The organism is Hansschlegelia beijingensis, from assembly GCF_014196425.1.
Lineage (GTDB): Bacteria > Pseudomonadota > Alphaproteobacteria > Rhizobiales > Methylopilaceae > Methylopila > Methylopila beijingensis.
Map to the genome: position 1 here is coordinate 1282503 of NZ_JACIDR010000001.1, position 22980 is coordinate 1305482.

24 protein-coding genes are annotated in these 22980 nt (G+C 70.2%); 12 read left to right on the top strand and 12 right to left on the bottom strand.

From position 1 onward, the window contains the following. Positions 1–11: 11 nt before the first annotated feature. From GGR24_RS06020 to GGR24_RS06040, 5 genes are all read right to left on the bottom strand, one after another. The gene (locus GGR24_RS06020) at positions 12–2369 is read right to left on the bottom strand and encodes a putative bifunctional diguanylate cyclase/phosphodiesterase (RefSeq protein ID WP_183394343.1); all 2358 of its coding nucleotides are present in this window, start codon (positions 2367–2369) and stop codon (positions 12–14) included. A gap of 76 nt (positions 2370–2445) precedes the next feature. Then, a complete protein-coding gene (locus tag GGR24_RS06025; protein WP_183394344.1) occupies positions 2446–3417 on the bottom strand; it encodes a magnesium transporter CorA family protein in 972 nt (323 codons plus the stop codon). Between the two features lie 85 nt (positions 3418–3502). Beyond that, positions 3503–3751, bottom strand: coding sequence for an exodeoxyribonuclease VII small subunit (locus GGR24_RS06030; RefSeq protein WP_183394345.1), 249 nt, complete (start codon positions 3749–3751; stop codon positions 3503–3505). A gap of 43 nt (positions 3752–3794) precedes the next feature. Continuing rightward, the gene (locus tag GGR24_RS06035) at positions 3795–4721 is read right to left on the bottom strand and encodes an arginase family protein (protein ID WP_183394346.1); all 927 of its coding nucleotides are present in this window, start codon (positions 4719–4721) and stop codon (positions 3795–3797) included. A gap of 74 nt (positions 4722–4795) precedes the next feature. After that, positions 4796–6568: an acyl-CoA dehydrogenase family protein gene (locus GGR24_RS06040; RefSeq protein WP_183394347.1), complete on the bottom strand. Its 1773-nt coding sequence runs from the start codon at positions 6566–6568 to the stop codon at positions 4796–4798. 78 nt (positions 6569–6646) lie between these two features. Here GGR24_RS06040 and GGR24_RS06045 point away from each other — a divergent pair, with 78 nt between their 5' ends. Further along, on the top strand, positions 6647–7651 hold the full coding sequence (locus tag GGR24_RS06045) for an L-threonylcarbamoyladenylate synthase (RefSeq protein ID WP_343066206.1): 1005 nt from the start codon (positions 6647–6649) through the stop codon (positions 7649–7651). A gap of 3 nt (positions 7652–7654) precedes the next feature. On the opposite strand, the gene GGR24_RS06050 is transcribed toward GGR24_RS06045, so the two are convergent. Next, positions 7655–8389, bottom strand: coding sequence for a TylF/MycF/NovP-related O-methyltransferase (locus GGR24_RS06050; protein WP_183394348.1), 735 nt, complete (start codon positions 8387–8389; stop codon positions 7655–7657). Between the two features lie 115 nt (positions 8390–8504). Here GGR24_RS06050 and GGR24_RS06055 point away from each other — a divergent pair, with 115 nt between their 5' ends. Further along, complete coding sequence (locus GGR24_RS06055) at positions 8505–9920, top strand: FAD-binding oxidoreductase (protein WP_183394349.1); 1416 nt, start codon at positions 8505–8507, stop codon at positions 9918–9920. Between the two features lie 60 nt (positions 9921–9980). Next, positions 9981–10289, top strand: coding sequence for a hypothetical protein (locus GGR24_RS06060; RefSeq protein WP_183394350.1), 309 nt, complete (start codon positions 9981–9983; stop codon positions 10287–10289). A 3-nt stretch (positions 10290–10292) separates the two neighbouring features. Here GGR24_RS06060 and GGR24_RS06065 read toward each other — a convergent pair whose 3' ends face one another. After that, positions 10293–11003, bottom strand: a complete 711-nt coding sequence (locus GGR24_RS06065) for an SOS response-associated peptidase (protein WP_183394351.1) — start codon at positions 11001–11003, stop codon at positions 10293–10295. 135 nt (positions 11004–11138) lie between these two features. Here GGR24_RS06065 and GGR24_RS06070 point away from each other — a divergent pair, with 135 nt between their 5' ends. From GGR24_RS06070 to GGR24_RS06080, 3 genes are all read left to right on the top strand, one after another. Next, positions 11139–11582, top strand: a complete 444-nt coding sequence (locus tag GGR24_RS06070; protein ID WP_183394352.1) for an NUDIX hydrolase — start codon at positions 11139–11141, stop codon at positions 11580–11582. Continuing rightward, the gene (locus tag GGR24_RS06075) at positions 11579–12034 is read left to right on the top strand and encodes a TIGR02301 family protein (RefSeq protein WP_343066207.1); all 456 of its coding nucleotides are present in this window, start codon (positions 11579–11581) and stop codon (positions 12032–12034) included. The genes GGR24_RS06070 and GGR24_RS06075 overlap by 4 nt, the downstream gene beginning before the upstream one ends. A 104-nt stretch (positions 12035–12138) precedes the next feature. After that, positions 12139–12393: a hypothetical protein gene (locus tag GGR24_RS06080; protein WP_183394353.1), complete on the top strand. Its 255-nt coding sequence runs from the start codon at positions 12139–12141 to the stop codon at positions 12391–12393. A gap of 4 nt (positions 12394–12397) precedes the next feature. Here the strand turns inward: GGR24_RS06080 and GGR24_RS06085 are convergent, their stop codons facing one another. Beyond that, on the bottom strand, positions 12398–13030 hold the full coding sequence (locus GGR24_RS06085) for a LysE family translocator (protein ID WP_183394354.1): 633 nt from the start codon (positions 13028–13030) through the stop codon (positions 12398–12400). Positions 13031–13151: 121 nt separating this feature from the next. Continuing rightward, the gene (locus GGR24_RS06090) at positions 13152–14483 is read right to left on the bottom strand and encodes a dihydroorotase (protein WP_183394355.1); all 1332 of its coding nucleotides are present in this window, start codon (positions 14481–14483) and stop codon (positions 13152–13154) included. Between the two features lie 92 nt (positions 14484–14575). Between GGR24_RS06090 and ygfZ the strand changes: the two genes are divergently transcribed. Both ygfZ and GGR24_RS06100 read left to right on the top strand, forming a co-directional pair. Beyond that, positions 14576–15442 carry a CAF17-like 4Fe-4S cluster assembly/insertion protein YgfZ gene (gene ygfZ, locus GGR24_RS06095; RefSeq protein ID WP_183394356.1) on the top strand — a complete coding sequence of 289 codons (867 nt, stop codon included), beginning with the start codon at positions 14576–14578 and terminating at the stop codon, positions 15440–15442. After that, the gene (locus tag GGR24_RS06100; protein ID WP_183394357.1) at positions 15439–16038 is read left to right on the top strand and encodes a DNA-3-methyladenine glycosylase I; all 600 of its coding nucleotides are present in this window, start codon (positions 15439–15441) and stop codon (positions 16036–16038) included. Before ygfZ ends, GGR24_RS06100 begins: the two co-directional genes overlap by 4 nt. 13 nt (positions 16039–16051) lie before the next feature. Here GGR24_RS06100 and GGR24_RS06105 read toward each other — a convergent pair whose 3' ends face one another. Both GGR24_RS06105 and GGR24_RS06110 read right to left on the bottom strand, forming a co-directional pair. Further along, positions 16052–17374, bottom strand: coding sequence for a C4-dicarboxylate transporter DctA (locus GGR24_RS06105; RefSeq protein ID WP_281375291.1), 1323 nt, complete (start codon positions 17372–17374; stop codon positions 16052–16054). Between the two features lie 56 nt (positions 17375–17430). After that, a complete protein-coding gene (locus GGR24_RS06110; RefSeq protein ID WP_183394358.1) occupies positions 17431–18084 on the bottom strand; it encodes a pyridoxamine 5'-phosphate oxidase family protein in 654 nt (217 codons plus the stop codon). A 66-nt stretch (positions 18085–18150) separates the two neighbouring features. Here GGR24_RS06110 and GGR24_RS06115 point away from each other — a divergent pair, with 66 nt between their 5' ends. From GGR24_RS06115 to GGR24_RS06130, 4 genes are all read left to right on the top strand, one after another. After that, complete coding sequence (locus tag GGR24_RS06115) at positions 18151–18777, top strand: HD domain-containing protein (RefSeq protein WP_246397944.1); 627 nt, start codon at positions 18151–18153, stop codon at positions 18775–18777. A 67-nt stretch (positions 18778–18844) separates the two neighbouring features. Beyond that, positions 18845–19351: a protein tyrosine phosphatase gene (locus GGR24_RS06120; RefSeq protein WP_183394359.1), complete on the top strand. Its 507-nt coding sequence runs from the start codon at positions 18845–18847 to the stop codon at positions 19349–19351. Beyond that, positions 19348–20316, top strand: a complete 969-nt coding sequence (locus GGR24_RS06125; RefSeq protein WP_183394360.1) for an NrtR DNA-binding winged helix domain-containing protein — start codon at positions 19348–19350, stop codon at positions 20314–20316. Before GGR24_RS06120 ends, GGR24_RS06125 begins: the two co-directional genes overlap by 4 nt. Positions 20317–20408: 92 nt before the next feature. Beyond that, the gene (locus tag GGR24_RS06130) at positions 20409–21308 is read left to right on the top strand and encodes a LysR family transcriptional regulator (RefSeq protein ID WP_183394361.1); all 900 of its coding nucleotides are present in this window, start codon (positions 20409–20411) and stop codon (positions 21306–21308) included. A 16-nt stretch (positions 21309–21324) separates the two neighbouring features. Here the strand turns inward: GGR24_RS06130 and GGR24_RS06135 are convergent, their stop codons facing one another. After that, positions 21325–22923, bottom strand: coding sequence for a peptide chain release factor 3 (locus GGR24_RS06135; protein ID WP_183394362.1), 1599 nt, complete (start codon positions 22921–22923; stop codon positions 21325–21327). Positions 22924–22980: the final 57 nt, after the last annotated feature.

Genomic DNA, 22980 nt, shown 5'->3' on the forward strand with positions numbered 1-22980 from the left:
GACGGGCGACCTCAGCCGGCGGCGCGCATGCGCTGCTTGGCGAAGGGCGACTCGAACGACACGACCGGGCTGGGCCGGCCGATCAGGTAGCCCTGGATCTCCTCGCAGTTGAGCTCCGCCAGGAAGGCGCGCTGTTCCGCGGTCTCCACGCCCTCGGCGGTGATCGGCATGTCGAGGCTCGCGCCGAGCGCCACGACGGCGCGCACGATCGCCTTGGCCTGCGGGCTCGTCGACAGGGTGCGGATGAACGAGGCGTCGATCTTGATGCGATCGAACGGGAACGCCTGCAGATAGGACAGCGAGGAGTAGCCGGTCCCGAAATCGTCCATGGCGATCTGCACGCCGAGCGCCTTCAGCCGCCGGAGCGTCTGCAGCGCGCCGGTCAAGTTGTCGAGCAGCACGCCCTCGGTGATCTCGAGCTCCAGTCGGGTCGCCGGCAGGCCGGTTTCGACCAGGATGGAATGAACCAGCGCGACGATGTCGCCGTGCTGGAACTGGACCGGCGACAGGTTGACCGCGACCTTGCCCGGCCGCACCCAGCGCGCGGCCTCCCGGCAGGCGGTCCTCAGCACCCATTCGCCGATCGGCACGATCGCCGCGGTCTCTTCGGCCACGGGGATGAACTCGACCGGGGGCACCACGCCGCGGGTCGGATGCTTCCAGCGGATGAGCGCCTCGAAGCCCACGATCTCGCCGGTCTTGGTGTTCGCCTGCGGCATCCAGTGCAGGAACATCTCGTTGCGGGTGATGGCCGTCGCGAGGTCCTGCTGGAGGGCCCGGCGCTCCCGCAGGGCCAGGTCCATCTCCGGCTCGAACCCGCGCGAGAGCCCGCGCCCGTCGGCCTTCGCCCGGTAAAGTGCGGCGTCCGCGTTGGCGAACAGCGCGTCGGCGGTCGCGCCATGATGCGGGTAGATCGCGAAGCCGACGCTCGCGCCGCAGCGCAGGGTGCGCCCCGCAACCACGGTTTCGGTGTTCAGCCGCTCGGTCAGGCGGGCCGCGAGCTTGTCGGCGTCGCCGGCGTCGGGACCGGTGCCAATGACGACGAACTCGTCGCCGCCCAGCCGGAACACCATGGCGTCGGGCGCGCCGGCGACGATCCGCCGGGCGGCCGTGCGCAACACCTCGTCGCCCGCCGAATGCCCGAACACGTCGTTCACTTCCTTGAACTTGTCGAGGTCGACGCAGAACAGCGCCACCTCTCCGCCCCGCTTCAGGCTGGCGGTCAGGGCCTCGTTGAAGGCGGCGCGGTTGGCGAGACCGGTCAGCGGGTCGTGGTAGGCGAGATGCCGGATCTGGTGCTCCTTGCGGCGCTGATCGCTCAGGTCGCGGAGCGTGAAGACCCGCCTCTGCCGGCCGTCGATCATGAGATCTCGGCTCGAGATCTCGACCCAGGCGGACTCGCCGCCCGTCGCCTTGAGACCGGCCTCCTGGGGCTTCGCGAGGGACGCCGACAGCACCCGGTCGGGATCGGGAACCTCCAGGAAATCGCGGAACGCCCGGCCGCGCATGACCGTCGGATCTAGCCCCGCGAGACGCGCCGCGGCGGCGTTGATGTCGACGATCTTCAGGTCTTCGCAGATCACGATGCCCTCGCGCGTAAGGTCTGCGAAGGCGCGGTCCCGGGAACTCTGAGGGTGGTCGCCGGAGCGGCCGGCGAGCATCGCTGCGCCGATCACCCCCGCGATCGTCAGTCCAGCCACGAGCGCCAGGAGCAACAGCAACTCGTCGGCGCCGACCGCGGAAGCGGGAACGCGGACGCGCGCATTGGGCGCGAAGCGGACCGCGCCGGAGGCGAGCGCGTGAAACAGAAGTATGGATCCGCCGAACAGCGTCGCGCCGGCCACGCGGCCGACAAGGGTGCGCAGCCGCGCAGCCACGCCGAACCCTGCCGCGGCGACCGCGGCCGCGCCGACGGCGGCGAAGACGATCTCGCCCTGATCGAGGTAGATCCGGCCGGGGAGGCGAAGCCCCGCGACGCCCACATAGTGCGTCGCCGCCGCGCTCGCTCCGAGGATCGCGCCGGCCGCCGCCGCCAAAAGGGCGACCCCGCGCTCGACCTGAGGGGCGAGCAGGAACACGCCCAGTCCGCCCATCACGGCCGCGATGACGAACCCGGCCGCGATCATCCGCACGTCGTAGCCGGCGCCCAGCGCGGGATCGATCAGCGCGACCGTCGCGACATGGGCCCCCCAGACCGTCACGGCGGCGACCGCCGCCCCAAGGGCGACCCACACGGTCTTGAGCTCGGCGCGCTCCGTGGCCTCGGCGCGAGCGAGCGCGAGGCTGAGCAGGAACGGGCCGATCAGGCAGCCGGCCGCGAGCAAAAGATAGGACGTCGGGCCGTGGCCGGTCGCGATGACGTTCTGCATGCTGGGCATCGGGCACCGCGAAGCGGAGTTACGCCTGGCGATGCTAGTCCAGCGGCCGATAATAAAGGGTAAGCGGCTAGAGCCAGCGCCGCCACTTGAAGATCAGGTACGGGACGACCGCGCTCAGGATCATGAGGCCCAGCGCGTAAGGGTAGCCGAAGGTCCATTTGAGCTCGGGCATGTGCTCGAAGTTCATGCCGTAGATCGACGCCACCAGCGTGGGCGGCAGGAAGACGACGGCCATGACCGAGAACAGCTTGACGATGTCGTTCTGGGCGAGGCCCACCATGCCGAGCATGGCGTCGAGCACGAAGGTGATCTTGTCGTTCAGGAAGCTCGCATGCTCGGTCAGCGAGGCGGCGTCACGCTGCATCGCGCGCAGCTGCGCCTTGACCTCCTTGGCCGGCTTCACGCCGTCGATCTCGGCGGCAAGGTAGAGGAAGGCCCGCTGCAGCGTGACGAGGCTCTCGCGGGCCTTCGAGGTCACGTCGCCCTTTCGGCCAATGGCCTTCAGAAGCTCCTGATAGGGCTTGCGATAGGCCTGCGAGCCGGCGCGCTGAAAGATGATCTGCGAGAGCTCCTCAACATCGGCGCCGACATGTTCGAGGATGTCCGCGAGCCGGTCGACGACGGCGTCGAACAGCCCCATCAGCACCGCGTCGGGCGTCCGCATGGACGGAGCATTCTTGCAGGCGCGGGCGGCGAACACCGCGAACGCCGTGGGGTCCTCGTAGCGCACCGTGACAAGCGCGCGCTTGGTCAGGATGAAGGTGACCGCGCTCAGCCTCGGCATTGGGCCGTCGACCTGGCAAAGCAGCGAGGCCGTCATGTAGCGGCCGCCGCCTTCGACATAGAGCCGGCTCGACGGCTCGATCTCGACCATCTCGTCACGGGTGGGGACGCTGGCGCCGATCTGCGCCTCGACCATCCGCTCCTCGTCCGGCGTGGGCGCGACCATGTCGATCCACACGAGGTCGTGGGGCAGCCTGCCGTCCTTCGCCTCGACCCGTTCGAGCGATCCTTCGCGCGCGGCATAGACGATCATCATGGCCGGCCATCCCGGATCAAGAATGGGCAGAACGGGTCCAGCAGCACTCGCGCGGGACGATATCAGGAGGCGGATGACGCTCGCGTCACTCGGGGTCCAGAGGCCGCAGGCCCGTGGGGGCGCCGTCGGCCCCGACCGTGATCGTCTCGACGCGCGCCTCGGCCCGCCTCAGCAACTCGTCGCAGCGCGCCTTCAAGGCCTCGCCGCGGCGGTAGATCTCGATCGATTCCTCGAGCGGCACCTGCCCCTGTTCGAGCCTGCCGACGATCTTCTCGAGCTCGGCAAGCGCCGCCTCGAAAGACAGCGAGGCGACGTCGTCTGGGATTTCCGGCACGGGCGACACCCTCTTTCGAACGAGGTCGCCTTGTAGGCCCGGCTCAGCCGCCCATCAAGGCGCGCACATGCGCGGCGGTGGAGTCGCCGAGGCCGCGCAGGTCGTAGCCGCCCTCCAGCACCGAGACCACGCGGTCGTCGGCGGTCTCGTTCGCGACGTCCAGCAGCATGCGCGTCATCCAGTGGAAGTCCGACGCCTGCAGCGTCAGGCTGCCGAGCGGATCGCGGGCGTGAGCGTCGAAGCCGGCCGAGATCACCAGCAGGTCCGGCGAGAAGGTCCTGAGCGCGGGGATGATGGCGTCTTCGAACGCCTCGCGGAACCTGGCCTCACCGTCGCCGGCGCGCATCGGAGCGTTGACGACGTTGCCGCAGCCCGTCTCGGAGCGCGCCCCAGTGCCGGGAAACAGCGGCATCTGGTGCGTCGAGGCGTAAAACAGCGAGGGGTCGTCCCAGACGAGCGCCTGCGTGCCGTTGCCGTGGTGGACGTCGAAGTCGACGATCGCCACGCGCTCGGCCCCATATTTGCGCTGCGCATGGCGGGCGGCGACGACGGCGTTGTTGAAGAAGCAGAACCCCATCGCCCGCACCGCTTCGGCGTGGTGGCCGGGCGGCCTCACGCCGCAGAAGGCGTTGCGCGCGCGGCCCGCCATGATCTCGTCGGTGGCGTGCACGACCGCGCCGAGCGAACGCAGCAGCGCCTCCCAGGTGCCGCCGCTCATGACGGTGTCGCCGTCGACCATCACCATGCCCTCGCGCGGGCGCATCTCATCGAGCTCGGCCACGAAGTGCTCGGGATGGGCGAGCGCCGCCACGGAAGCTTCCGCAAGGGGCGCCGTGATGCGCACCAGCGACTGGAACGGCTCTGCCTCCAGGGCCTGCTCCACCGCGCGCATGCGCTCCGGCCGTTCCGGATGCCCCTGAGGGACGAGGTGGCCCGCGAAGGCCTCATGGCTGACGTAAAGCGTGCTCACGAACGTCCCCTCCGGTCTGGTGTGCCAGACTTTTCTGCAGAGGTGGGGCGCCGGCTCGCCGCTGTCGAGCGTTTTTAGAAGGCAAGCGCCGCGTCTGCGCCGTCTCCCGCCAGCGAAGCTCCGCCTTCCATGACGGCGCGCGCCAGCCCGTCCGCCTCGACCGCCACGTTCTCGGCGAAGAACCGCGCGACGGCGGCGCGCCTCGGCGCATCCGGATCGTTATGGCCGGCGCCCGCGAGCGCCTCGGCGGCGAGCGCCGCGCCGCCCGCCGCAAGCCCGAACAGGCGCAGGAAAGGCGTCGCGCCCGCAAGCGCCTCCGCCGGATCGCGGCCGGGCGCGGCGAGCCACGTCGTCGCCCTCGACAGCGCCTCGATCGCCTCCGCGAGCCGCGCGCCGGTCCCGCCTAGTGCGGGGGAGCGCGCCTCGTTCAGCCGCGACGCCAGAGCGGCGAACTCGCCGATCAGGTCCCGCGCTGTCCCCCCTTCGGACTGCGGCAGCTTGCGGGTGACGAGATCGATCGCCTGAATGCCGTTGGTTCCCTCGTAGATCGGTGCGATGCGCGCGTCGCGAAGATGCTGGGCGGCGCCTGTCTCCTCCACATAGCCCATGCCGCCATGGACCTGGACGCCGAGCGAGGCGACCGTGCAGCCGATCTCCGTGCCGAACGCCTTGGCGACCGGGATCAGCAGGCTCGCGCGCTCATGCGCGGCCCGCCGCGCCGCTTCGTCCGCGGCGAACCGAGACCTGTCGATCTCGACCGCCGCCCGGTAGCAGATCCCTCGGGCGGCCGCCGTGAGCGCCTTCATGGTCAGCAGCATGCGGCGCACGTCGGGATGCGCCACGATGGCGCTCGGCGCGACGCCGTCGGCCCTGCCCTGCCGGCGCTCATGCGCATAGGCGACGGCGGCCTGCGTCGCCCGCTCCGCGACCGCGACGCCCTGCAGGCCGACGGCGAGGCGGGCGTTGTTCATCATCGTGAACATGCAGGCGAGGCCGCGATTCTCCTCGCCGACCAGATAGCCGACCGCCCCGCCCCGTTCGCCGAAAGCCATCGTGCAGGTCGGGCTGCCGTGGATGCCGAGCTTCTCCTCGATCCCTGCGCAGACCAAATCGTTGTGGTCCCCCAGCGAGCCGTCCGTGGCGACGTGACGCTTCGGCACGAGGAACAGCGAGATGCCGCGCGTGCCCTCGGGGGCGTCCGGCAGCCGCGCCAGCACGAGGTGGAGGATGTTCTCCGCCATGTCGTGCTCGCCATAAGTGATGAAGATCTTCTGGCCGCTGATCCGGTAGGAGCCGTCGCCGGCCCGCTCCGCCCGCGTGCGCAGAAGCGCCAGGTCGGAGCCGGCCTGCGGCTCCGTCAGGTTCATGGTCGCAGTCCATTCGCCGCTGACGAGCCGCGGCAGATACCGCTCCCTGATCTCGGGCGAGGCGTGCCGCTCGAGGCATTCGATCGCGCCATGCGTGAGCAGCGGGCACAGGCCGAACGCCATGGAGCCCTGCGCCCAGAGCTCGCTCGTCAGCGCCCACAGCGCCGTCGGGAGCCCCTGCCCGCCATATTGCTCCTCAGCCGAGATCCCGTTCCAGCCGGCCGCCGCCCAGCGCCGGTAGACATCCGGCCAGCCCGCAGGCGTGGTCACCCGTCCATCCGAGAGCCGGCAACCTTCCCGGTCGCCCACGCGGTTCAGGGGGGCGATCATCTCGGTCGCGAAGTCGCCCGCCTCACCGATGATGGCCGCGACCATCTCCTGATCCAGGTCGGCGTCGAGGCCTTCCTCCCGCGCGGCGGCGAGGCCGCCGGCGTGCTCAAGCGTGAACAGCATGTCGGCGATCGGGGCGCGATAGCTCATCGACGGACCTCAGGCGCTTGACGGCGGCGGCCGGGCCCGGTCAATGCCCGGGCGCAGCCGCAAGGTTAGGACTTGCCCGTGTCGGATAAAGCAAAAGCCGCCGTCGTGGAGACCGGCTTTCGGCCTACGCGCCGCCTGCGGGCGGACCAGGCCGACGAAGCCGGACGGCTGATCGCCGAGGGCGGGCTCGTCGCTTTCCCGACCGAGACGGTCTACGGCCTCGGCGCCGACGCCACCGACGCCGCGGCGGTCGCCGCGCTCTACGCCGCCAAGGGCCGGCCGTCCTTCAACCCGCTGATCGCGCATGTCCGGTCGATCGAGGACGCGCGCCGGCTGGGCGCCTTCGACGCCACGGCCGAGTCTCTTGCCGCGGCGTTCTGGCCCGGCCCTCTGACCCTCGTCGTTCCGGTGGTGGAGAATTGCGCGGTCTGCGATCTGGCGCGCGCCGGACTGCCCACCGTCGCGTTGCGGGCGCCGGACCATCCGGTCGCGCAGGCGTTGCTCGCCTCCGCAGGTCGCCCGGTGGTGGCTCCCTCCGCCAACCGCTCGGGCCGCGTCAGCCCGACGGCGGCGGAGCACGTGCTGGCCGACCTCGACGGCCGGATCGACGCGGTCGTGGACGGAGGCGCGACGCTGGTCGGGGTGGAATCCACCATCGTCGCCTGCTTGGACGGGGAAGCGCGGCTGCTGCGGCCGGGCGGCGTCTCGCGGGCCGAGATCGAGGCGGCGCTCGGGCGACCGCTGGCGCAGGCGCGGGATGACGCGAACGCGCCGATCGCGCCAGGGCGGCTGCTGTCGCATTACGCTCCGGCCGCCGCCGTGCGGCTCGACGCGAGCGACGTCGCGCAGGACGAGGGGTATCTCGGCTTCGGCCCGGACGTGCCCGGGGCCGATCGCGCCGCCGCCTACGAGACGTTGAGCGCTTCGGGCGACCTCAGGGAAGCGGCGGCGCGGCTGTTCGCGGCGCTGAGACGGCTGGACGCGTCGGGCGTGCCCCGGATCGCCGTCGCGCCCATTCCCGAAGGCGGCCTCGGAGACGCGATCCGCGACCGGCTTGCGCGGGCGGCGGCGCCGCGCAGCTGACGCTCAGCCCGGCTTCAGGACCAGCGCCTGGACGGTCGGCAGCTCGATCAGCCGGCCGCGGCCATCGGCGAAGAATTCGTCGAAGGCGCGCTTCGCCCCCGGACATTTGCGCGAGCCGTAATCGTCGCACACCACTATCCCGCCGGGCGCCAGTCGCGGCCAGAAGAACTCCAGCGCGTCCCGCGTGGGCTGGTAGAGGTCGACGTCGACATGGAGCAGCGCGAACGTGCGATCCGCGACCTCCGGAAAGCGCTCCGGAATCCAGCCCTTGAAGAACAGCAGGGTCTTGTCCGGGAAGCCCGCGAGGTTCGCCCGCACGCGATCCTCCGGGACGCTGAGATCAGCCTGATCCCAATAGGCCTTGCCGGTGTCGCTGAGCGCGTCCTCCGGCTGCGGGGCGGACAGCCCTTCGAAGCTGTCGAACAGGCAGTAGGTCCGCTTCGCCTCGTCCGCCGCCAGCATGAAGGCGGTGCTTTTGCCGAAGCGCAGTCCGCATTCCGCGACGTCGCCGGGCACGTGCCGAAGACCGCGCACGACGTTCTGCAGCACGAAACAGCGTTCGTCCGGAATGCCTTCGATGCCCCTGCTGAGGGCGAGGTTGAAGTAGTCGCGCTTGCGCCATTCGGGCGTGCGCTTCTTCTTACGCTGCAGGCCAAGCGCGTCGAGCGCCCGGTCCTTCAAGCCGCGCTTCTTCGCGGCGCGCGCCTTCGGGCCCGCTCCCATCAGCTCTTCCGCCATGAGGCCGGACCTCCTCGTTCAACCCTCGACGCAGCTAGAGTGGATCGGCTTCCTTCCTGTCAAGGCGACAAGACGGGCTGCCCCGGCGCGCGAGCTGGCGTAGGATCGCGCCGCCATGACCCTCTCCCTTCCCCCTGAACTGCTGTCGCGCTTCGCTGCGCTCGTGTCGCCGCAGGACGTGCTGGATGAAGACGCGGCCGCTCCTCGACTCGTCGAGCCGCGCGGTCTGTTTCGCGGCCGAGGGCTCGTGATTCAGCCGAGGACCGTCGAGCAGGTCGCCGCCGTCGTGCGCCTGGCGGCAGAGACCGGCGTCCGGATCGTGCCGCAGGGCGGCAACACCGGACTCGTCGGAGGCCAGACGCCGGATCAGAGCGGCGCCCAGATCGTGCTTTCGACCGCCCGGCTGAACCGCATCCGCGAGGTCGACGCCGACGAGAACGTCATGGTGGTCGAGGCGGGCGTCACGCTCGCGGCGGCCCAGGAAGCGGCCCGGGAGGCGGATCGATTCTTCCCGCTCAGCCTGGGGTCGGAAGGCAGTTGCACGATCGGCGGCAATATCGCCACCAACGCCGGCGGCGTCGGGGTCGTGGCCTATGGCAACACGCGCGATCTCGTGCTCGGGCTGGAGGCCGTGCTTCCGGACGGGCGGATCTGGAACGGCCTGCGCCGGCTCCGGAAGGACAACACCGGCTACGACCTGAAGCAGCTTTTCATCGGCTCGGAAGGCACGCTCGGCGTGGTGACGGCGGCCGTGCTGAAGCTGTTTCCGGCGCCTCGCGATCTCGCCACCGCGTTCGTGGGCCTGCCCTCGGCGGAAGCGGCGCTGGAGCTGTTCCGGCTGGTCAGGCAGCGCGCCGGTTCAGCGCTCACCGGCTGCGAGCTGATGCCGCGCATCGGCATCGACTTCACGCTGCGGCACATGCTCGGCGCCCGTGATCCGCTCGACGCGCCGCACCCGTGGTACCTGCTGATCGAGCTGTCGTCCCCGGTCGAGGGCGGACTGACGGGCCGGCTCGAGGACATCCTGGCCGAGGCCATGGAGGCTGACCTCCTGAGCGACGCCGTGATCGCCGCGTCGGTCGAGCAGACGGCGGCGTTCTGGCGCATCCGGATGGGAATGTCCGAGGTGCAATCCCGTGAAGGCGGCTCGATCAAGCACGACGTCTCCGTGCCGCTCGCCCGCGTCGCCGACTTCATCTCGGAGGCGAGCAGCGCCGTCGAGGCGTTTCTGCCCGGCGCGCGCGTCGTCGCCTTCGGCCATCTCGGCGACGGCAACATCCACTTCAACGTCAGTCAGCCGCTGGGGGCCGACAAGGCCGAATACCTCAAGGCGTGGGCGGCGATGAACGAGGTGGTTCACGCCGTGGTTCACGCGTACGGCGGCTCGATCGCGGCCGAGCACGGGGTCGGGCGCCTGAAACGGGACCTTCTCCCGAGCGTGAAGTCCGACGTCGAGCTCGACGTGATGCGGACGATCAAGCAGGCGCTCGATCCGCAGGGCCTGTTCAATCCCGGCGTGATTCTCGACTAAACCCGGCCTTAACGCAGTTCTGGCTTCATCTGGGCGAACCTCCTCGTCCGGAGCCGCCCGATGATCCGATGCGCCGGCGCTGCAGCGCTCCTGACCGCCGCTCTGCTTGCGGCCCCGCAGGCTTCCGCCCAGGAGCTCGCCTGCGCGCCGCCCGAGGTCGTGAGCGCGCGCTATTCCGAGCAGATCTGCAACCGGGGCGCCACCGGCTTCGTGGTGTGCCGCTGGATCGACCGCCGCCACGACGTCATCGCGCCAGGCGAATGCGTGCCGCGCGTCACGATCGAGGCGGCCGCGCCGAGCGGCCGTAGCATCGTCCTGCCGGCGGCGCCGCTCCGCGGTGCCGCTCGGGGCTTCGTCCGCAAGGAATGAACCTCAGATAAGCCGCGGCTGAAGCGGCTCCGCCTCCTGACGGTCGAACCGCGGCGCCGGCTCCTGCACCTCGGGACCGTCATTGCTCGCCTGGTTCACCCGCGCGCTCACGGCGACCGCGTCGAACCGTCCCGCCGGGGCGGGCTTCAGGCAGCGCATCGCCAGGCTCCCGCCATCGACCCGATTGTCCAGCCAGGCGCCCCAGTGTTCCGGCTCTAGCACGGCCGGCATGCGTTCGTGGATCTCGTCGAGATCGCGGCTCGCCGGCACGGTGGCGATCGCGAAGGAGCGCAGCGGAGCGCCGTCCGGGCGGCGCCAGGTCTCCCATACGCCTGCGAACATCATGGGCCGACGGTCCGCGCGACGGATCAGATAGGGCTGTTTGAACCGGCCGTTCGCGCGCCACTCATACCAGCCGTCGGCCGGCGCGAGGCAGCGCCGCTTCTGCAGCGCCGTGCGAAAAGCCGGCTTCTGCGCAATGGTCTCCGCCCGCGCGTTGAAGATGAGCGGCGCCGCCTTCTCATCGGACGTGAAGGGCGGAATGAGCCCCCAGCGGTGAAGCGCGAGGCGTCGCTCGCCATCCTCCATCAGGGCGACGGGGCAAAGCTGGGTGGGTGAAATGTTGTAGCGCGGGCTGAACTCGGCCGCCGGGATGGCGTCGAGCAGAACCGCAAGGGCCTCCCGTGACGTCGTCTGCGCGTAGCGTCCGCACATGCACGGCTTCCCCGATCATCCCGCCTGCGGCTTAATCGCCGCGAAAGCGCGGTCCGCGATCCTTCGACCCGTTGGTGGTTGCACGCGGCGGCGTTCGCGATCAAGAGCGTATCGCCCGGCAGCAGGAACGGATGGATGAGCGAAGCGACAGACGACCGGCTGCGGCCTGCCCGCCCCCTGCTCGCGGCGAGCCTCGCCTGCTTCCGCGACGGCGCGGTGCTGCTGGCGCGCAGGGGCCGCGCGCCCTCGCAAGGCCTGTGGTCGCTCCCGGGCGGTTTGGTCGAGCTCGGAGAAACCGCCCGCGAAGCCGCTGCGCGCGAGCTTCTGGAGGAGACCGGGGTCCGGGCCGAGGTGGTTGGCCTCGCCGATCTCGTCGAGGTCGTTCGGCGTGACGAAACGGGCGCGGTCGAGCGGCACATGGCCGTGCTCGCCTATGCGGGACGGTGGGTGTCCGGTGAGCCGGTCGCGGGAGAGGAAGCGACTGAGGTCGCGTGGCTCGCGCCGGAGCAGGTCGCCGGACTGGAGGCGACCGCCGGGCTTGCGGAGGTCGTGCGCCGGGCCGCGGAGATCGCGGCGTGATCCTGTCACCGGCTCTGCGCGCCGCCCTCGCGGCCTCGCTTTGTCTCGCCAGCCTCGCGGCCGTCGCGCAGCCCGCCGAGCGCCGCGGCCCCAAGCATGCTCCTGCGCCCCCTCCGGCGGAGGCGCCTCCGCCGCCGGAGCTCTCGGCCCCGCCGCCCTATGAGCCTCAGCTGCTCAGACTGGCCGAGGTTCTCGGCGCCCTGCACCATCTGCGGACCGTCTGCGCGGCGGGCGACGCCGATGTCTGGCGCGATCGCATGGCGGCGCTGATCGAGGCCGATGCGCCCACCCCTGAACGGCGGGACCGCCTCGCCGGCGCCTTCAACGCCAGCTTCCGCACCTGGGCGCGCAGCTACCGGAGTTGCACGCCCGCGGCGGAGGTCGCGGTGAAGCGCTTCCTGCAGGAGGCGGGCAAGCTCGCCTCCGAGGTTCGGCAACGCTACGGCCCGTAGCATTCGATTCAGCTTTTCCCCCGGGGGTTAACCTTTTCTTCGAGAATCGCTCCACCTCGGCCGCGAAGCCGTTACCCTCGCGATGGGTACGAGTAGGGCGACTCATGGCACACGATGATTCGACGTCGGGCGACGCGTCCACGGACGGGCGGCGCGCGGCGCTGGCCTATCTGGACGAGGCTTGGGAAGAGGCGCTGCTCGATGGCATCGCGCCCGATTGCGTTGCGCACGCCGCCCTGTTCGCGGCGCTCAAGGAGCTGGTGATGGCGTTTGGCGAGGAGGCCACGGCCCGCTTCGCCGAGAAGCTGCCGGCGAGCATCCGGGCCGGCGGCTACACGCTGCCGAGCATGCCGCACTGACCGCTCAGTAGCCGAGCGCGACGCCCAGCAGCAGCACGAAGCCGAAGATCGCCAGTCCGCCTCCGGACAGCATGTTGATCCGCGCCAGCCACTTCTCGGCGATGCGTTCCGCCAGGTGACTGGCGCCCATCGACAGCGCCAGCCACCAGGCGGCGCTGCCGATCGCGACGCCCAGCGTCAGCAGGGCCGCGGCGCCGAAATCGCCCGGATTGTCGCCGATGCCGGCGAGTCCGCCGAAGATCGCGAAGAACCCCAGCAGCACCGCCGGATTGGTGACGGTGAGCGCGAACGACGTGCCGGCCGCGCGCAAGAGCGAGGCCCTCGTGTCGTTCGCGGTGTCGCGCGTGACCGAGCTCGGCGCGTAGAGCAGCTTCACGCCGAAGGCGAGAAGCACGGCGGCCCCGACGACCTTGATGACCGGCAGATGGCCTTCCACGAAGGCGGCCGCGGCGCTCACCCCGAAGGCGGCCATGCCGGCGAACAGCACGTCGGCCACGAACGCGCCCGCCCCGGCCGCCAGCGCGGACGTCACGCCGCTGCGGATCGCGCGATGGATGCACATGACGTTGGTGGGGCCCACGGGCGCGTTGACGCCGATACCGATCAGGATGCCGGTCGCGACGAGCGTCAAGTCCATCAAGCGCGCGTTCTCCCGGCTTATGTTCCGCAGATCGCTTCGGGGCTGGGGCGCCGACGAGCGGCGCACCAGAGAGGCAAGCAACCGTGCGGAACGCAACCCCGGACGGATAAACCCCGCGTCAGGACGGCAGTGCGTCAATGAATTCGACGGGCCGTCCGAGACCCGGCGAAACGATCTCGCCTTCCCGCATGACCTGACGGCCCCTGATCACCGTGGCGATCGGCCAGCCGGTGACCTCGACGCCGTCATAGGGCGTCCACTGGCTGCGGGATCCGATCCACGCATTCGTGATGGTCTCGCGGCGCTTCAGGTCGACGATCGTGAGGTCGGCGTCGTAGCCGACCGCGATTCGTCCCTTGCGGGAGATGCCGAAGATCCGCGCCGGCCCGGCGCTCGTCAGGTCGACGAAGCGCGCGAGGCTGAGCCTGCCGGCGGCGACATGGTCAAGCATGACCGGCACGAGCGTCTGGACCCCCGTCATGCCCGAGGGACTCTCCGGATAGGGCTTGGCCTTTTCCTCGAGCGTGTGCGGCGCGTGGTCGGAGCCGAGCACGTCCACGACGCCCTGGTTGAGGCCCCACCAGATGCCGGCGCGGTGCGCGTCGTCACGCACCGGCGGGTTCATCTGCGCGCGCGTTCCGAGCCGCGCATAGGCGTCGGAGCCCAGCGTCAGATGGTGCGGCGTGGTCTCGACGGTCGCGACGTCCTTGAAGTCGGCGAGGTAGCGCATCTCCTCGGCGGTCGAGACGTGCAGCACGTGCACCTTGGCGCCGTGCCGTCTGGCGATCGTCGTCAGCCGCCGGGTGCACTTCATCGCCGCCTCGGCGTCGCGCCAGACCGGATGGCTCGACGGATCGCCCGGCGTCCGCAGATCCTTGCGCTCGGAGAGCCGCGGCTCGTCCTCGGAATGCACGGAGACCCGGCGGCGCGTGCGCTTCAGGATCTCCGACACGCCGGCGTCGTCGGAGACGAGCAGCGAGCCGGTCGACGATCCCATGAAGATCTTGATGCCGGCGGCGCCGGGGAGCCGCTCCAGCTCGGCGACGTCGCGGGCGTTGTCATGCGTGCCTCCGACGAAGAACGCGTGGTCGCAGTGCATGCGGCCCTTCGCGCGGGCCAGCTTGTCCGCGAGCGCCTCCGCCGTGACGGTCAGGGGATTGGTGTTCGGCATCTCGAACACCGCCGTGACGCCGCCCAGCACGGCGGCGCGCGAACCGGTCTCGAGATCCTCCTTGTGGGTCGCGCCCGGCTCCCGGAAATGGACCTGCGTGTCGATGACCCCGGGCAGGACGTGCAGCCCCGAGCAGTCGACGATCTCGCCCGCGTCGGCGCGCCCGAGGTCGCCTATCAGCGCGATGCGGCCGCCGCGCACGCCGATGTCGGCGCGGTGCTCGCCGTCCTGGTTCACGACGACGCCGCCCCGCAGAATGAGGTCGAAAGTCTCGGCCATTGTGGAACCTCCTGCGCAGGATCGGCTTGAGGCCGGTCAGCGGGGTGGCTACCTTCGCCGGAGGCGGATGGCAACACGGACGGAGAAGCCGGATGCGCGGCGCTTTGCTGGACTCACGCGGACTGCTCCATGTCACCGGACCTACGGCCGGAGCGTTCCTGGACAACCTGCTGACCAACAACGTCTCGGGACTCCAGCCCGGCCACGCCGCCTATGCGGCGCTGCTGACGCCACAAGGCAAGATCATAGTCGACATGCTGGCGTCGCCGATCGCCGGCGGTTTCCGGCTCGACGCGCCGGCTCACCTGATCTCCGATCTGACGCGCAGGCTGACGCTTTACCGGCTCCGCTCGAAGATCGAGATCGAGGATGTGAGCGACCGGTGGCAGGTCGCCGTGCTTTGGGGCGATGGCCTCCTGCCGGAGGTCGACGCCGATATCGTCTCCGACCCCCGCCTCCCCGCTCTCGGCCGCCGCGCGTACCTTCCGGCCGGCGCGGCGCTTCCCGACGGCGTCACTCCGTTGAGCGCAGAACACTGGCACGCGCACCGCATCGCGCTTGGCGCGCCCCAGGGCGGACTTGATTTCGTCTATGGCGACGCCTTCCCGCACGAGGCCTGCCTGGACCAGCTCAACGGCGTGAACTTCAAGAAGGGCTGCTATGTCGGACAGGAGGTCGTCAGCCGCATGGAGCACCGCGGCACCGCGCGCACGCGCGTGGCCCCGGTGCTGCTGGATGGCCTGCCTCCGGAAGTCGGGGCCGCCGTGACGGCAGGGGACAAGACGGTCGGCCGGATGGGTTCGTCGGCCGACGGACGCGGGCTCGCCCTGCTGCGCCTCGACCGGGCCGAGGAGGCGCGCGCAGCGGGCGTGCCGCTGATCGCGGGCAACGCCATGCTGACCATCGAGAAGCCCGCCTGGGCGCGGTTCGCCTTCCCCGGGGAAACGACCGCCGCTTGAGCGACGTCGCGCCGCCTTACCCGGACGGGAAGCGCCGGTGCCGCTGGTGCGGGACCGATCCGCTCTATGTCGCCTATCACGACCAGGACTGGGGCGTGCCCGAGCGCGACAGCCGAGCGCTCTACGAGAAGCTCGTCCTCGACGGCTTCCAGGCGGGCTTGGCCTGGATCACGATCCTCAGGAAGCGGGAAGCCTTTCGCGCGGCGTTCGAGGGCTTCCGTCCCGAGAGGATCGCCAACTACGGCGAAGCCGACATCGCGCGATTGATGGCCGACGCCGGCATCGTCCGCTCCCGCGCGAAGATCGAGGGGGCGGTGAAATCCGCCCGCTCCTATCTCGCCATGCAGGAGCGCGGAGAGGACTTTTCTGACTATCTCTGGGGCTTCGTGGGTGGCGAGCCGCTCGTGAACCGCTGGACGTCCCCGGCGGAGGTCCCGGCGTCCACGCCGCTCTCGGAGACGCTTTCGAAGGACCTGAAGAAGCGCGGCTTCGCCTTCTGCGGTCCCGTCATCGTCTACGCCTTCATGCAGGCCGTCGGCATGGTCAACGACCACGTGGTCGATTGCCATCGGCACGCGGAGCTGACGTCGGCCTGAATCCGGCGCCGGCTCAGGCCGCCGCCGGTCGTCCGGCGGACTCGTCGGCGCTTCGCCCGTCCAACTCGGCGTGGAGCTTGCGCTCGTCGAGGACGCCCTCCCACTTCGCCACCACCAGCGTGGCGACCCCGTTGCCGACCAGGTTGGTGAGCGCGCGGGCCTCCGACATGAAGCGATCGATCCCGAGGATCAGCGCGATCGCCACGGTCGGGATGTGCTCGACCGACTGCAACGTCGCCGCGAGCACGATGAAGCCGGAGCCGGTCACGCCGGCCGCGCCCTTCGAGGTGAGCAGCAGAATCGCCAGGATGACGATCTGCTGCCACAGGGTCTGCTCGGTGTTGGTGGCCTGCGCGAGAAAGATCGCGGCCATCGTCAGATAGATGCAGGTGCCGTCGAGGTTGAACGAGTAGCCGGCGGGGATCACCAGGCCGACGACGGATTCCTCCGCCCCCGCGCGCTTCATCTTGTCCAGCATGCGCGGCAGCACGGACTCAGAGGAGGAGGTGCCGAGCACGATCAGCAGTTCCTCGCTGATGTAGCGGACGAACTTGAAGATCGAGAATCCGGTGGCCCAGGCGACGATCCCCAGCACGCCGAAGATGAAGATCAGGCAGGTCAGGTAGAAGGCGCCCATCAGGTAAGCCAGCGGGGCGAGCGCCTGCAGTCCCTGTGAGCCGATGGTGAACGCCATCGCCCCGAAGGCGCCGACCGGCGCCGCGCGCATGACGATCGCCACGATCCGGAAGAAGACCTCCATCGTGCTGTCGATCAGCGCCATCACGGGCCGCCCGCGTTCGCCCAGCGAATGCAGCGCGAAGGCGAACAGGATGGCGATCAGCAGGACCTGAATGATCTCGCCCTGCGCGAAGGCGCCCACCACCTGGTCCGGGATGATGTGGAGGAAGAAGTCGGTGACCGTCTGGCCCTGGGCCGCCTGCTGGTACTTGGCGACCGAGGAGGGGTCGAGCGACGCGGGATCGACGTTCATCCCCGCGCCGGGCTTCAGCACGTTGACCACGACGAGGCCGATGATCAGCGCGACCGTGGTCAGCGCCTCGAAATAGATGATCGCCTTGAGGCCGACCCGGCCGACCTTCCGCATGTCGCTCATGCTGGCGATGCCGTGCACGACCGTCAGGAAGATGATCGGCGCGATCAGCATCTTCACGAGCTTGATGAAGGCGTCGCCGAACGGCTTCATCTGCTTGCCGATGTCCGGCGCGAAGTAGCCAAGCGCGATGCCGAACGCGACCGCGATCAGCACCTGGACATAGAGGATCGTGTACCAAGGGCGCGCGCGCGCCGGCGCCGCCCCTTCGCGTGTCATCGTCATCGTCGGGTCTCCGCTCACTGACCGACGGCGCCGAATAGGTCAGCAGTGCTGGCCGATCAGGTGTCGCAGGCGGCGGTCTTGGCGCCGTACTCCTCCATCGTCAACTCGCCTGCCGCGGCGGCAGGGTCCCGGTCGCGCGAGGGAAGATGGGGTTGCACCCAGTCGATCCGCTTCCATTCCGCCAGGGGCTGCTCGCCGCTCGCCTGCGGCACGTGGCGCGAGGTCTCGACCCTGCGGTAGCGGTGGATGTAGCGGGCGCAGTTGACGAAGGCGTCCGTCACACGCACCCGCAGCGCATAGGCCGCGCCCGGGAAGCTCGCCACCAGTTCGCCGTCCCGGACGACCTCGGCCTCGCCCTGCACGCGCAGTCGATGCGGCGTCTCGAAATCGATGAACAGCATGCCGACCGAATGGGTCGTCGCGATATTGCCCGCCGAAAGGAACATGCCGTTGCCGTCATAGCCGGGGAAGGCGAGCGTCACGGCGTCTAGCACGCGCACGAAGCCGACCGGGCCGCCCTTGTAGGAGACCGTCGGCTTGCCCTCGCCGTCCACGGTCGCGAGAAAGAACATGTCGCGGCTGGCGATGAACGCCTGCTCCTCGGGCGTCAGTTCGCCATGTATGAGCTTCTGCTGCCACAGCTCTGCGAGTCCGCGCGAATCGTGCTCCTGCTGCAGCGCGAGATGCTCGGGTCCGTAGGTGACGGTCATGGGTGTTCTCCCTCAGTCGTTCGTTTTGTTGGGCCGCCCCGGGGCGGCCGGATGTCGTAGAGCGCAATGGCCGAAAAGCTGTCGCCTTCCCTGCCCGTCCAGCGCAAGTCCCCTGCGCCCCCGCGCGCCTGGCAACGCATGTTGTCGGGACGGAGACTGGACCTGCTCGACCCCTCGCCGCTTGACGTCGAGATCGCGGACATCGCGCACGGCCTGGCGCGGGTGGCGCGCTGGAACGGCCAGACATCCGGGGAGCACATCTTCTCCGTCGCCCAGCATTCGCTTCTGGTGGAGGATATCGCCCGGAGGCTCGCGCCCGAGGCGGATGCGCGGGTTCTTGTGGCGGCCCTGCTGCACGACGCCGCCGAATACGTCATCGGCGACATGATCAGCCCGTTCAAGGCCGTCCTGGGGGGCGAGTACAGGGCGGTCGAGAAGCGGCTGATGGCGGCCATTCACCTTCGCTTCGGGTTGCCGCCGGAGCCTGCGGCCGCCACGCTGAAGCTCATCAAGCGCGCCGATGCGACCGCCGCCTTTCTCGAGGCGACGCGGCTCGCGGGTTTTTCCGTCGAGGAGGCGCGGAAGTTCTTCGGGCGGCCCGACGGCGCTCCCGCCAACGCCGACCTCACCCCGTGGCCCGCGTCCGAGGCGGAGGCCCGTTTCCTGGAACGTTTCTCCGCCCTGGCGTCGTGAACGCCGGTCCCGCCCGCGCCGATGGTCGCCATGTCCTCCAGCCCGGCCGCGAGCTAGGCTCGCCGTCGTGATCATCGTGTGTCCGCTCTCCCGCCTGGCCGAGACCCTCGCCGCGACGCGGGCCCGGCGCGTGCTGTCGCTTCTCTCGGAGGGCGCGGCCGCGCCGCGCCTGGACGGGACGGCCGTCGCCGATCACCTCACCTTGCGCTTCCATGACATCGTCGAGCCGCGCCACGGGCATGTCCCGCCGGGCGAAGCGCATGTGCGGCAAGCGCTGGACTTCGCGAGCCGCCCGGAGCCGCTCGTGGTGCATTGCTACGCCGGGGTCAGCCGCTCGACGGCGATGGCCTACGCGATCGCCTGCGCCCGCGAGCCCGCCCGCGACGAGCGGGAGCTTGCGGCCGAGCTCCGGCGCGCCAGCCCGATGGCGACGCCGAACCGGCTGATCGTAAGCCTCGCGGACGACGCCCTCGGCCGGGGCGGACGGATGGCGGAGGCGATCGCCGCCATCGGCCGGGGAGAAGACGCTTTCGAGGGCGCGCCCTTCGCGCTCCATCCGGCGGGCGCGTCGTGAGCGATCGGCCGAACATCGAGATCGGCCTGTCGGCCGCGGTGGTCGCGGTCGAGCGCGACGCCCCGGAAATCCTGGTCGCCCGTTCGCAGGATGATCTGGCGGCGCTGCCGGCCGGTCCGTTCGACCCGCGCCGCCGCCGCACCCTGGAGATCGCGCTCCGCGCCTCGGTCGCGGAGCAGACCGCGCTGGAGCTCGGCTATGTCGAGCAGCTCTACACGTTCGGGGACCGTGGACGCGTGAAGAGTCCGGACGAGGTCGGGCCGCACACGGTTTCGATCGGCTATCTCGCGCTGACGCGCAGGCCGCGCGACGGCGCGGCGCTGGCGGCCGCCGGCGCGGCCTTTCGCCCGTGGTACGGCTTCTTCCCCTGGGAGGACTGGCGGCGACGCAGACCCGAGGTGCTCGACGCCGCGATCCTGCCGGCGCTCAGCCGCTGGACGGCGGAGGCCCCCGAGGCCGGGACCGGCCGCGACCTCCCCCGCCTCGTCAGGGCGCGACTCTGCTTCGGCTTCGACGGCTCGCCCTGGGACGAAGAGAAGGTGCTCGACCGCTACGAGCTCCTCTATGAAGCCGGGCTGGTGGAGGAGGCCAAGCGGGACGGCCGCCCGGCGGCGCTCGCGCGCGGCGAACTGCCCCGGCTGGGCGAGCCCATGCAGGCCGACCACCGCCGGATCCTGGCGACCGCGATGGGGCGCCTGCGGGGCAAGCTGAAATACCGGCCGGTGGTGTTCGAGCTCATGCCGCCTCGCTTCACCCTGACGGCGCTCCAGCAGACCGTCGAGGCGATAGCCGGCAGAAAGCTGCACAAGCAGAACTTTCGCCGGCTGGTCGAGAGCGCGGCGCTGGTGGAGCCGACCGGCGGCGCCGAGACCGCGACCGGCGGCCGGCCCGCGAAGCTCTACCGCTTCCGCCGCGAGGTGGTGGAGGAGCGGCCCGCGCCGGGGCTGCGGTTTGGCCGGGCCTGAGGGCCGGACCGTCACGCCAATGACTTTTGTCTCGTATTCGGCTAAATCCCTTGCGCGGGCGCAATCGCGCAATCTTCGGGACCACCCCATTCATGCTTGCCTGGGATGATTTTCGCCTCGTGAAGGCGATCTCGGAGCGGCGCTCCCTCGCCGGCGCCGCGGAGTTCCTCGGCGTCAACGCCTCAACCGTGTTTCGGCGGCTGGGGGCGTTGGAGGACCGGCTCGGGGCGCGCCTGTTCGAGCGCGGCCGCGCGGGCTACGGGCTGACGCCGGCCGGCGAAGAGATGGCCGGCATCGCCGACCGGATGGCAGACGACATCATCGCCTTCGAACGCCGGGTGTCCGGCCAGGACCTCGCACCTACGGGCGAGCTCCGGGTCACCACCAACGACACGCTGCTGATCCACGCCCTGACCGACGTGCTCGCCGGCTTCCGCAAGGCCTATCCGGAGATCACGCTCGACATCGTGGTCGGGAACGCGGTGCTCAATCTGTCGAAGCGCGACGCCGACATCGCGCTGCGGGTGACGTCCTCGCCGCCGGAGACGTTGGTCGGGCGCCGGCTCGCCGGGATCTTCTGGGCCGTCTACGGCCCTGCCCCGCTCAAGCCGGTCTCGACCATCGAAGAGCTCGACGATATGCCCTGGATCGGGCCCGGCGACATCCTCGCGCCGCTGCAGCGCTGGCTGCGCGACGTCGTGGGCGAGCACAGGGTGGTCTATCGCCTCTCGACGGTGCTCGGCATGGCGGAGGCGATCGGCGCGGGCGTCGGCGTGGGCCCGCTGCCCTGCTTCATCGGCAACCGCTTCCCGAACCTGGTCCGGCTCTACGATCCGCCCGGCCAGCAGCCGCCGGGACTCTGGATCCTGACGCATCCGGATCTGCGGTCGAGCGCGCGGGTGCGCGCCTTCATGGACTATGTCGCGGTCGAACTCGCCAAGCGCCGCCCCTGCTTCGAGGGCGTCAAGGAACGCGAAACCGTCTCCGCCTGAGCCCGGCGCCCGGGGCTTACGCGGCCACCTTGCGCACGTCCTTGACGTCCAGGAACGCCACCTTCTCCCAGCGCTCCTTGGCGCGGGTCATCTGGAAGGCGCTTCCGGCCAGCAGCACCGGGTCGCCGTCGAGATCCTCGGCGACGTTGCCGCGGTTGGCGTTGAGGAACTCCTGAAGATCTTTCTCGGGCCCGGAGACCCATCGGGCGAGCGCGTACTGGCTCTGCTCGAAACCGACCTCGAGCCCATACTCGGCGGCCAGGCGCCCGGTGAGCACGTCGAGCTGAAGCGGCCCGACGACGCCCACCAGCGCCGGGGAGCCGTCAAGCGGGCGGAACACCTGCACGACGCCCTCTTCGGCCAGCTCCTGCAGCGCCTGCTTGAGCTTCTTGGCCTTCATCGCGTCCTCGAGCCGCACCCGGCGCAGGATTTCGGGCGCGAAGCTCGGCACGCCGAGGAAGGAGATGTCCTCGCCCTCGGTCAGCGTGTCGCCGATGCGCAGCAGTCCGTGGTTCGGGATGCCCACCACGTCGCCCGCATAGGCTTCCTCGGCGAGCGCGCGGTCCTGAGCGAAGAAGAACTGCGGCGCGTGAAGCCCGATCGTTTTGGCCGTGCGCGTCTGAAGCACCTTCATGCCGCGCCTGAGCTTGCCCGAGCAAAGCCTTACGAACGCGATACGATCTCGATGGTTGGGGTCCATGTTCGCCTGGACCTTGAAGACGAAGGCCGTCATCCGGTCCTCGGCCGGCCTCACCGGCCGCTTGTCGCTGTCCAGCCCCTGCGGCGCGGGCGCCAGGTCGGCGAGGCCGTCGAGCAGGTCCCGCACACCGAAGTTCCTGAGCGCGGAGCCGAAGAACACCGGGGTCTGGTGGCCCTCGCGGAACGAGGCGAGATCGAAGGGCTTGAGCGCGCCGGCCGCAAGCTCGAGCTCCTCGGTGACCTCAGTGAGCCGGTCGGCCGAGACCAGGCCCTTGAGCGCCTCCATGCCGGTTCCGGAGATGGAATCGCCGCTGTCGACGAGCCGGATGCGCCCGGTCTGAAGCTCATAGGTCCCGGCGAAATCGCGGCCGCGCCCGATCGGCCAGGTGAGCGGCGCGACGTCGAGTGCGAGCGTGCTCTCGATCTCGTCCAGGATCTCGAACGGGTCGCGGCTCTCGCGGTCCATCTTGTTGACGAAGGTCACGATCGGGATGTCGCGCAGGCGGCACACCTCGAACAGCTTGCGGGTGCGCTCCTCGATGCCCTTCGCGGCGTCGATCACCATGACGGCGGAATCGACCGCCGTCAGCGTCCGGTAGGTGTCTTCCGAGAAGTCCTCATGGCCCGGCGTGTCGAGCAGGTTGAACACGCAGTCGCGGTACTCGAAGGTCATGACCGAGGTCACCACCGAGATGCCGCGCTCCCGCTCGATGTTCATCCAGTCCGACCGCGTGCGACGGCGCTCGCCCTTGGCGCGCACCTGACCGGCCAACTGGATGGCGCCGCCGAACATCAGCAGCTTCTCCGTCAGCGTCGTCTTGCCGGCGTCCGGATGGGAGATGATCGCGAAGGTGCGGCGACGCTCGACCTGGCGGGCGAGCGGCGTGGCGGCGGTCGAAACGGCGAGATCGGTCATTCGGCTCTGATCGGCGTGAGCGGGCGGCGCCCGGATGCTGCAGCCTCCCGCGCCGCG

What these genes read in the sequence shown, in the direction of transcription:
- GGR24_RS06020 (WP_183394343.1), bottom strand. Translation starts at nt 2,369, where the DNA reads ATGCAGAACGTCATCGCGACCGGCCACGGCCCGACGTCCTATCTTTTG.
- GGR24_RS06025 (WP_183394344.1), bottom strand. Translation starts at nt 3,417, where the DNA reads ATGATGATCGTCTATGCCGCGCGCGAAGGATCGCTCGAACGGGTCGAG.
- GGR24_RS06040 (WP_183394347.1), bottom strand. Translation starts at nt 6,568, where the DNA reads ATGAGCTATCGCGCCCCGATCGCCGACATGCTGTTCACGCTTGAGCAC.
- GGR24_RS06050 (WP_183394348.1), bottom strand. Translation starts at nt 8,389, where the DNA reads ATGGCGGAAGAGCTGATGGGAGCGGGCCCGAAGGCGCGCGCCGCGAAG.
- GGR24_RS06055 (WP_183394349.1), top strand. Translation starts at nt 8,505, where the DNA reads ATGACCCTCTCCCTTCCCCCTGAACTGCTGTCGCGCTTCGCTGCGCTC.
- GGR24_RS06060 (WP_183394350.1), top strand. Translation starts at nt 9,981, where the DNA reads ATGATCCGATGCGCCGGCGCTGCAGCGCTCCTGACCGCCGCTCTGCTT.
- GGR24_RS06065 (WP_183394351.1), bottom strand. Translation starts at nt 11,003, where the DNA reads ATGTGCGGACGCTACGCGCAGACGACGTCACGGGAGGCCCTTGCGGTT.
- GGR24_RS06070 (WP_183394352.1), top strand. Translation starts at nt 11,139, where the DNA reads ATGAGCGAAGCGACAGACGACCGGCTGCGGCCTGCCCGCCCCCTGCTC.
- GGR24_RS06080 (WP_183394353.1), top strand. Translation starts at nt 12,139, where the DNA reads ATGGCACACGATGATTCGACGTCGGGCGACGCGTCCACGGACGGGCGG.
- GGR24_RS06085 (WP_183394354.1), bottom strand. Translation starts at nt 13,030, where the DNA reads ATGGACTTGACGCTCGTCGCGACCGGCATCCTGATCGGTATCGGCGTC.
- GGR24_RS06090 (WP_183394355.1), bottom strand. Translation starts at nt 14,483, where the DNA reads ATGGCCGAGACTTTCGACCTCATTCTGCGGGGCGGCGTCGTCGTGAAC.
- ygfZ (WP_183394356.1), top strand. Translation starts at nt 14,576, where the DNA reads ATGCGCGGCGCTTTGCTGGACTCACGCGGACTGCTCCATGTCACCGGA.
- GGR24_RS06105 (WP_281375291.1), bottom strand. Translation starts at nt 17,374, where the DNA reads ATGACGATGACACGCGAAGGGGCGGCGCCGGCGCGCGCGCGCCCTTGG.
- GGR24_RS06110 (WP_183394358.1), bottom strand. Translation starts at nt 18,084, where the DNA reads ATGACCGTCACCTACGGACCCGAGCATCTCGCGCTGCAGCAGGAGCAC.
- GGR24_RS06115 (WP_246397944.1), top strand. Translation starts at nt 18,151, where the DNA reads ATGGCCGAAAAGCTGTCGCCTTCCCTGCCCGTCCAGCGCAAGTCCCCT.
- GGR24_RS06130 (WP_183394361.1), top strand. Translation starts at nt 20,409, where the DNA reads ATGCTTGCCTGGGATGATTTTCGCCTCGTGAAGGCGATCTCGGAGCGG.
- GGR24_RS06135 (WP_183394362.1), bottom strand. Translation starts at nt 22,923, where the DNA reads ATGACCGATCTCGCCGTTTCGACCGCCGCCACGCCGCTCGCCCGCCAG.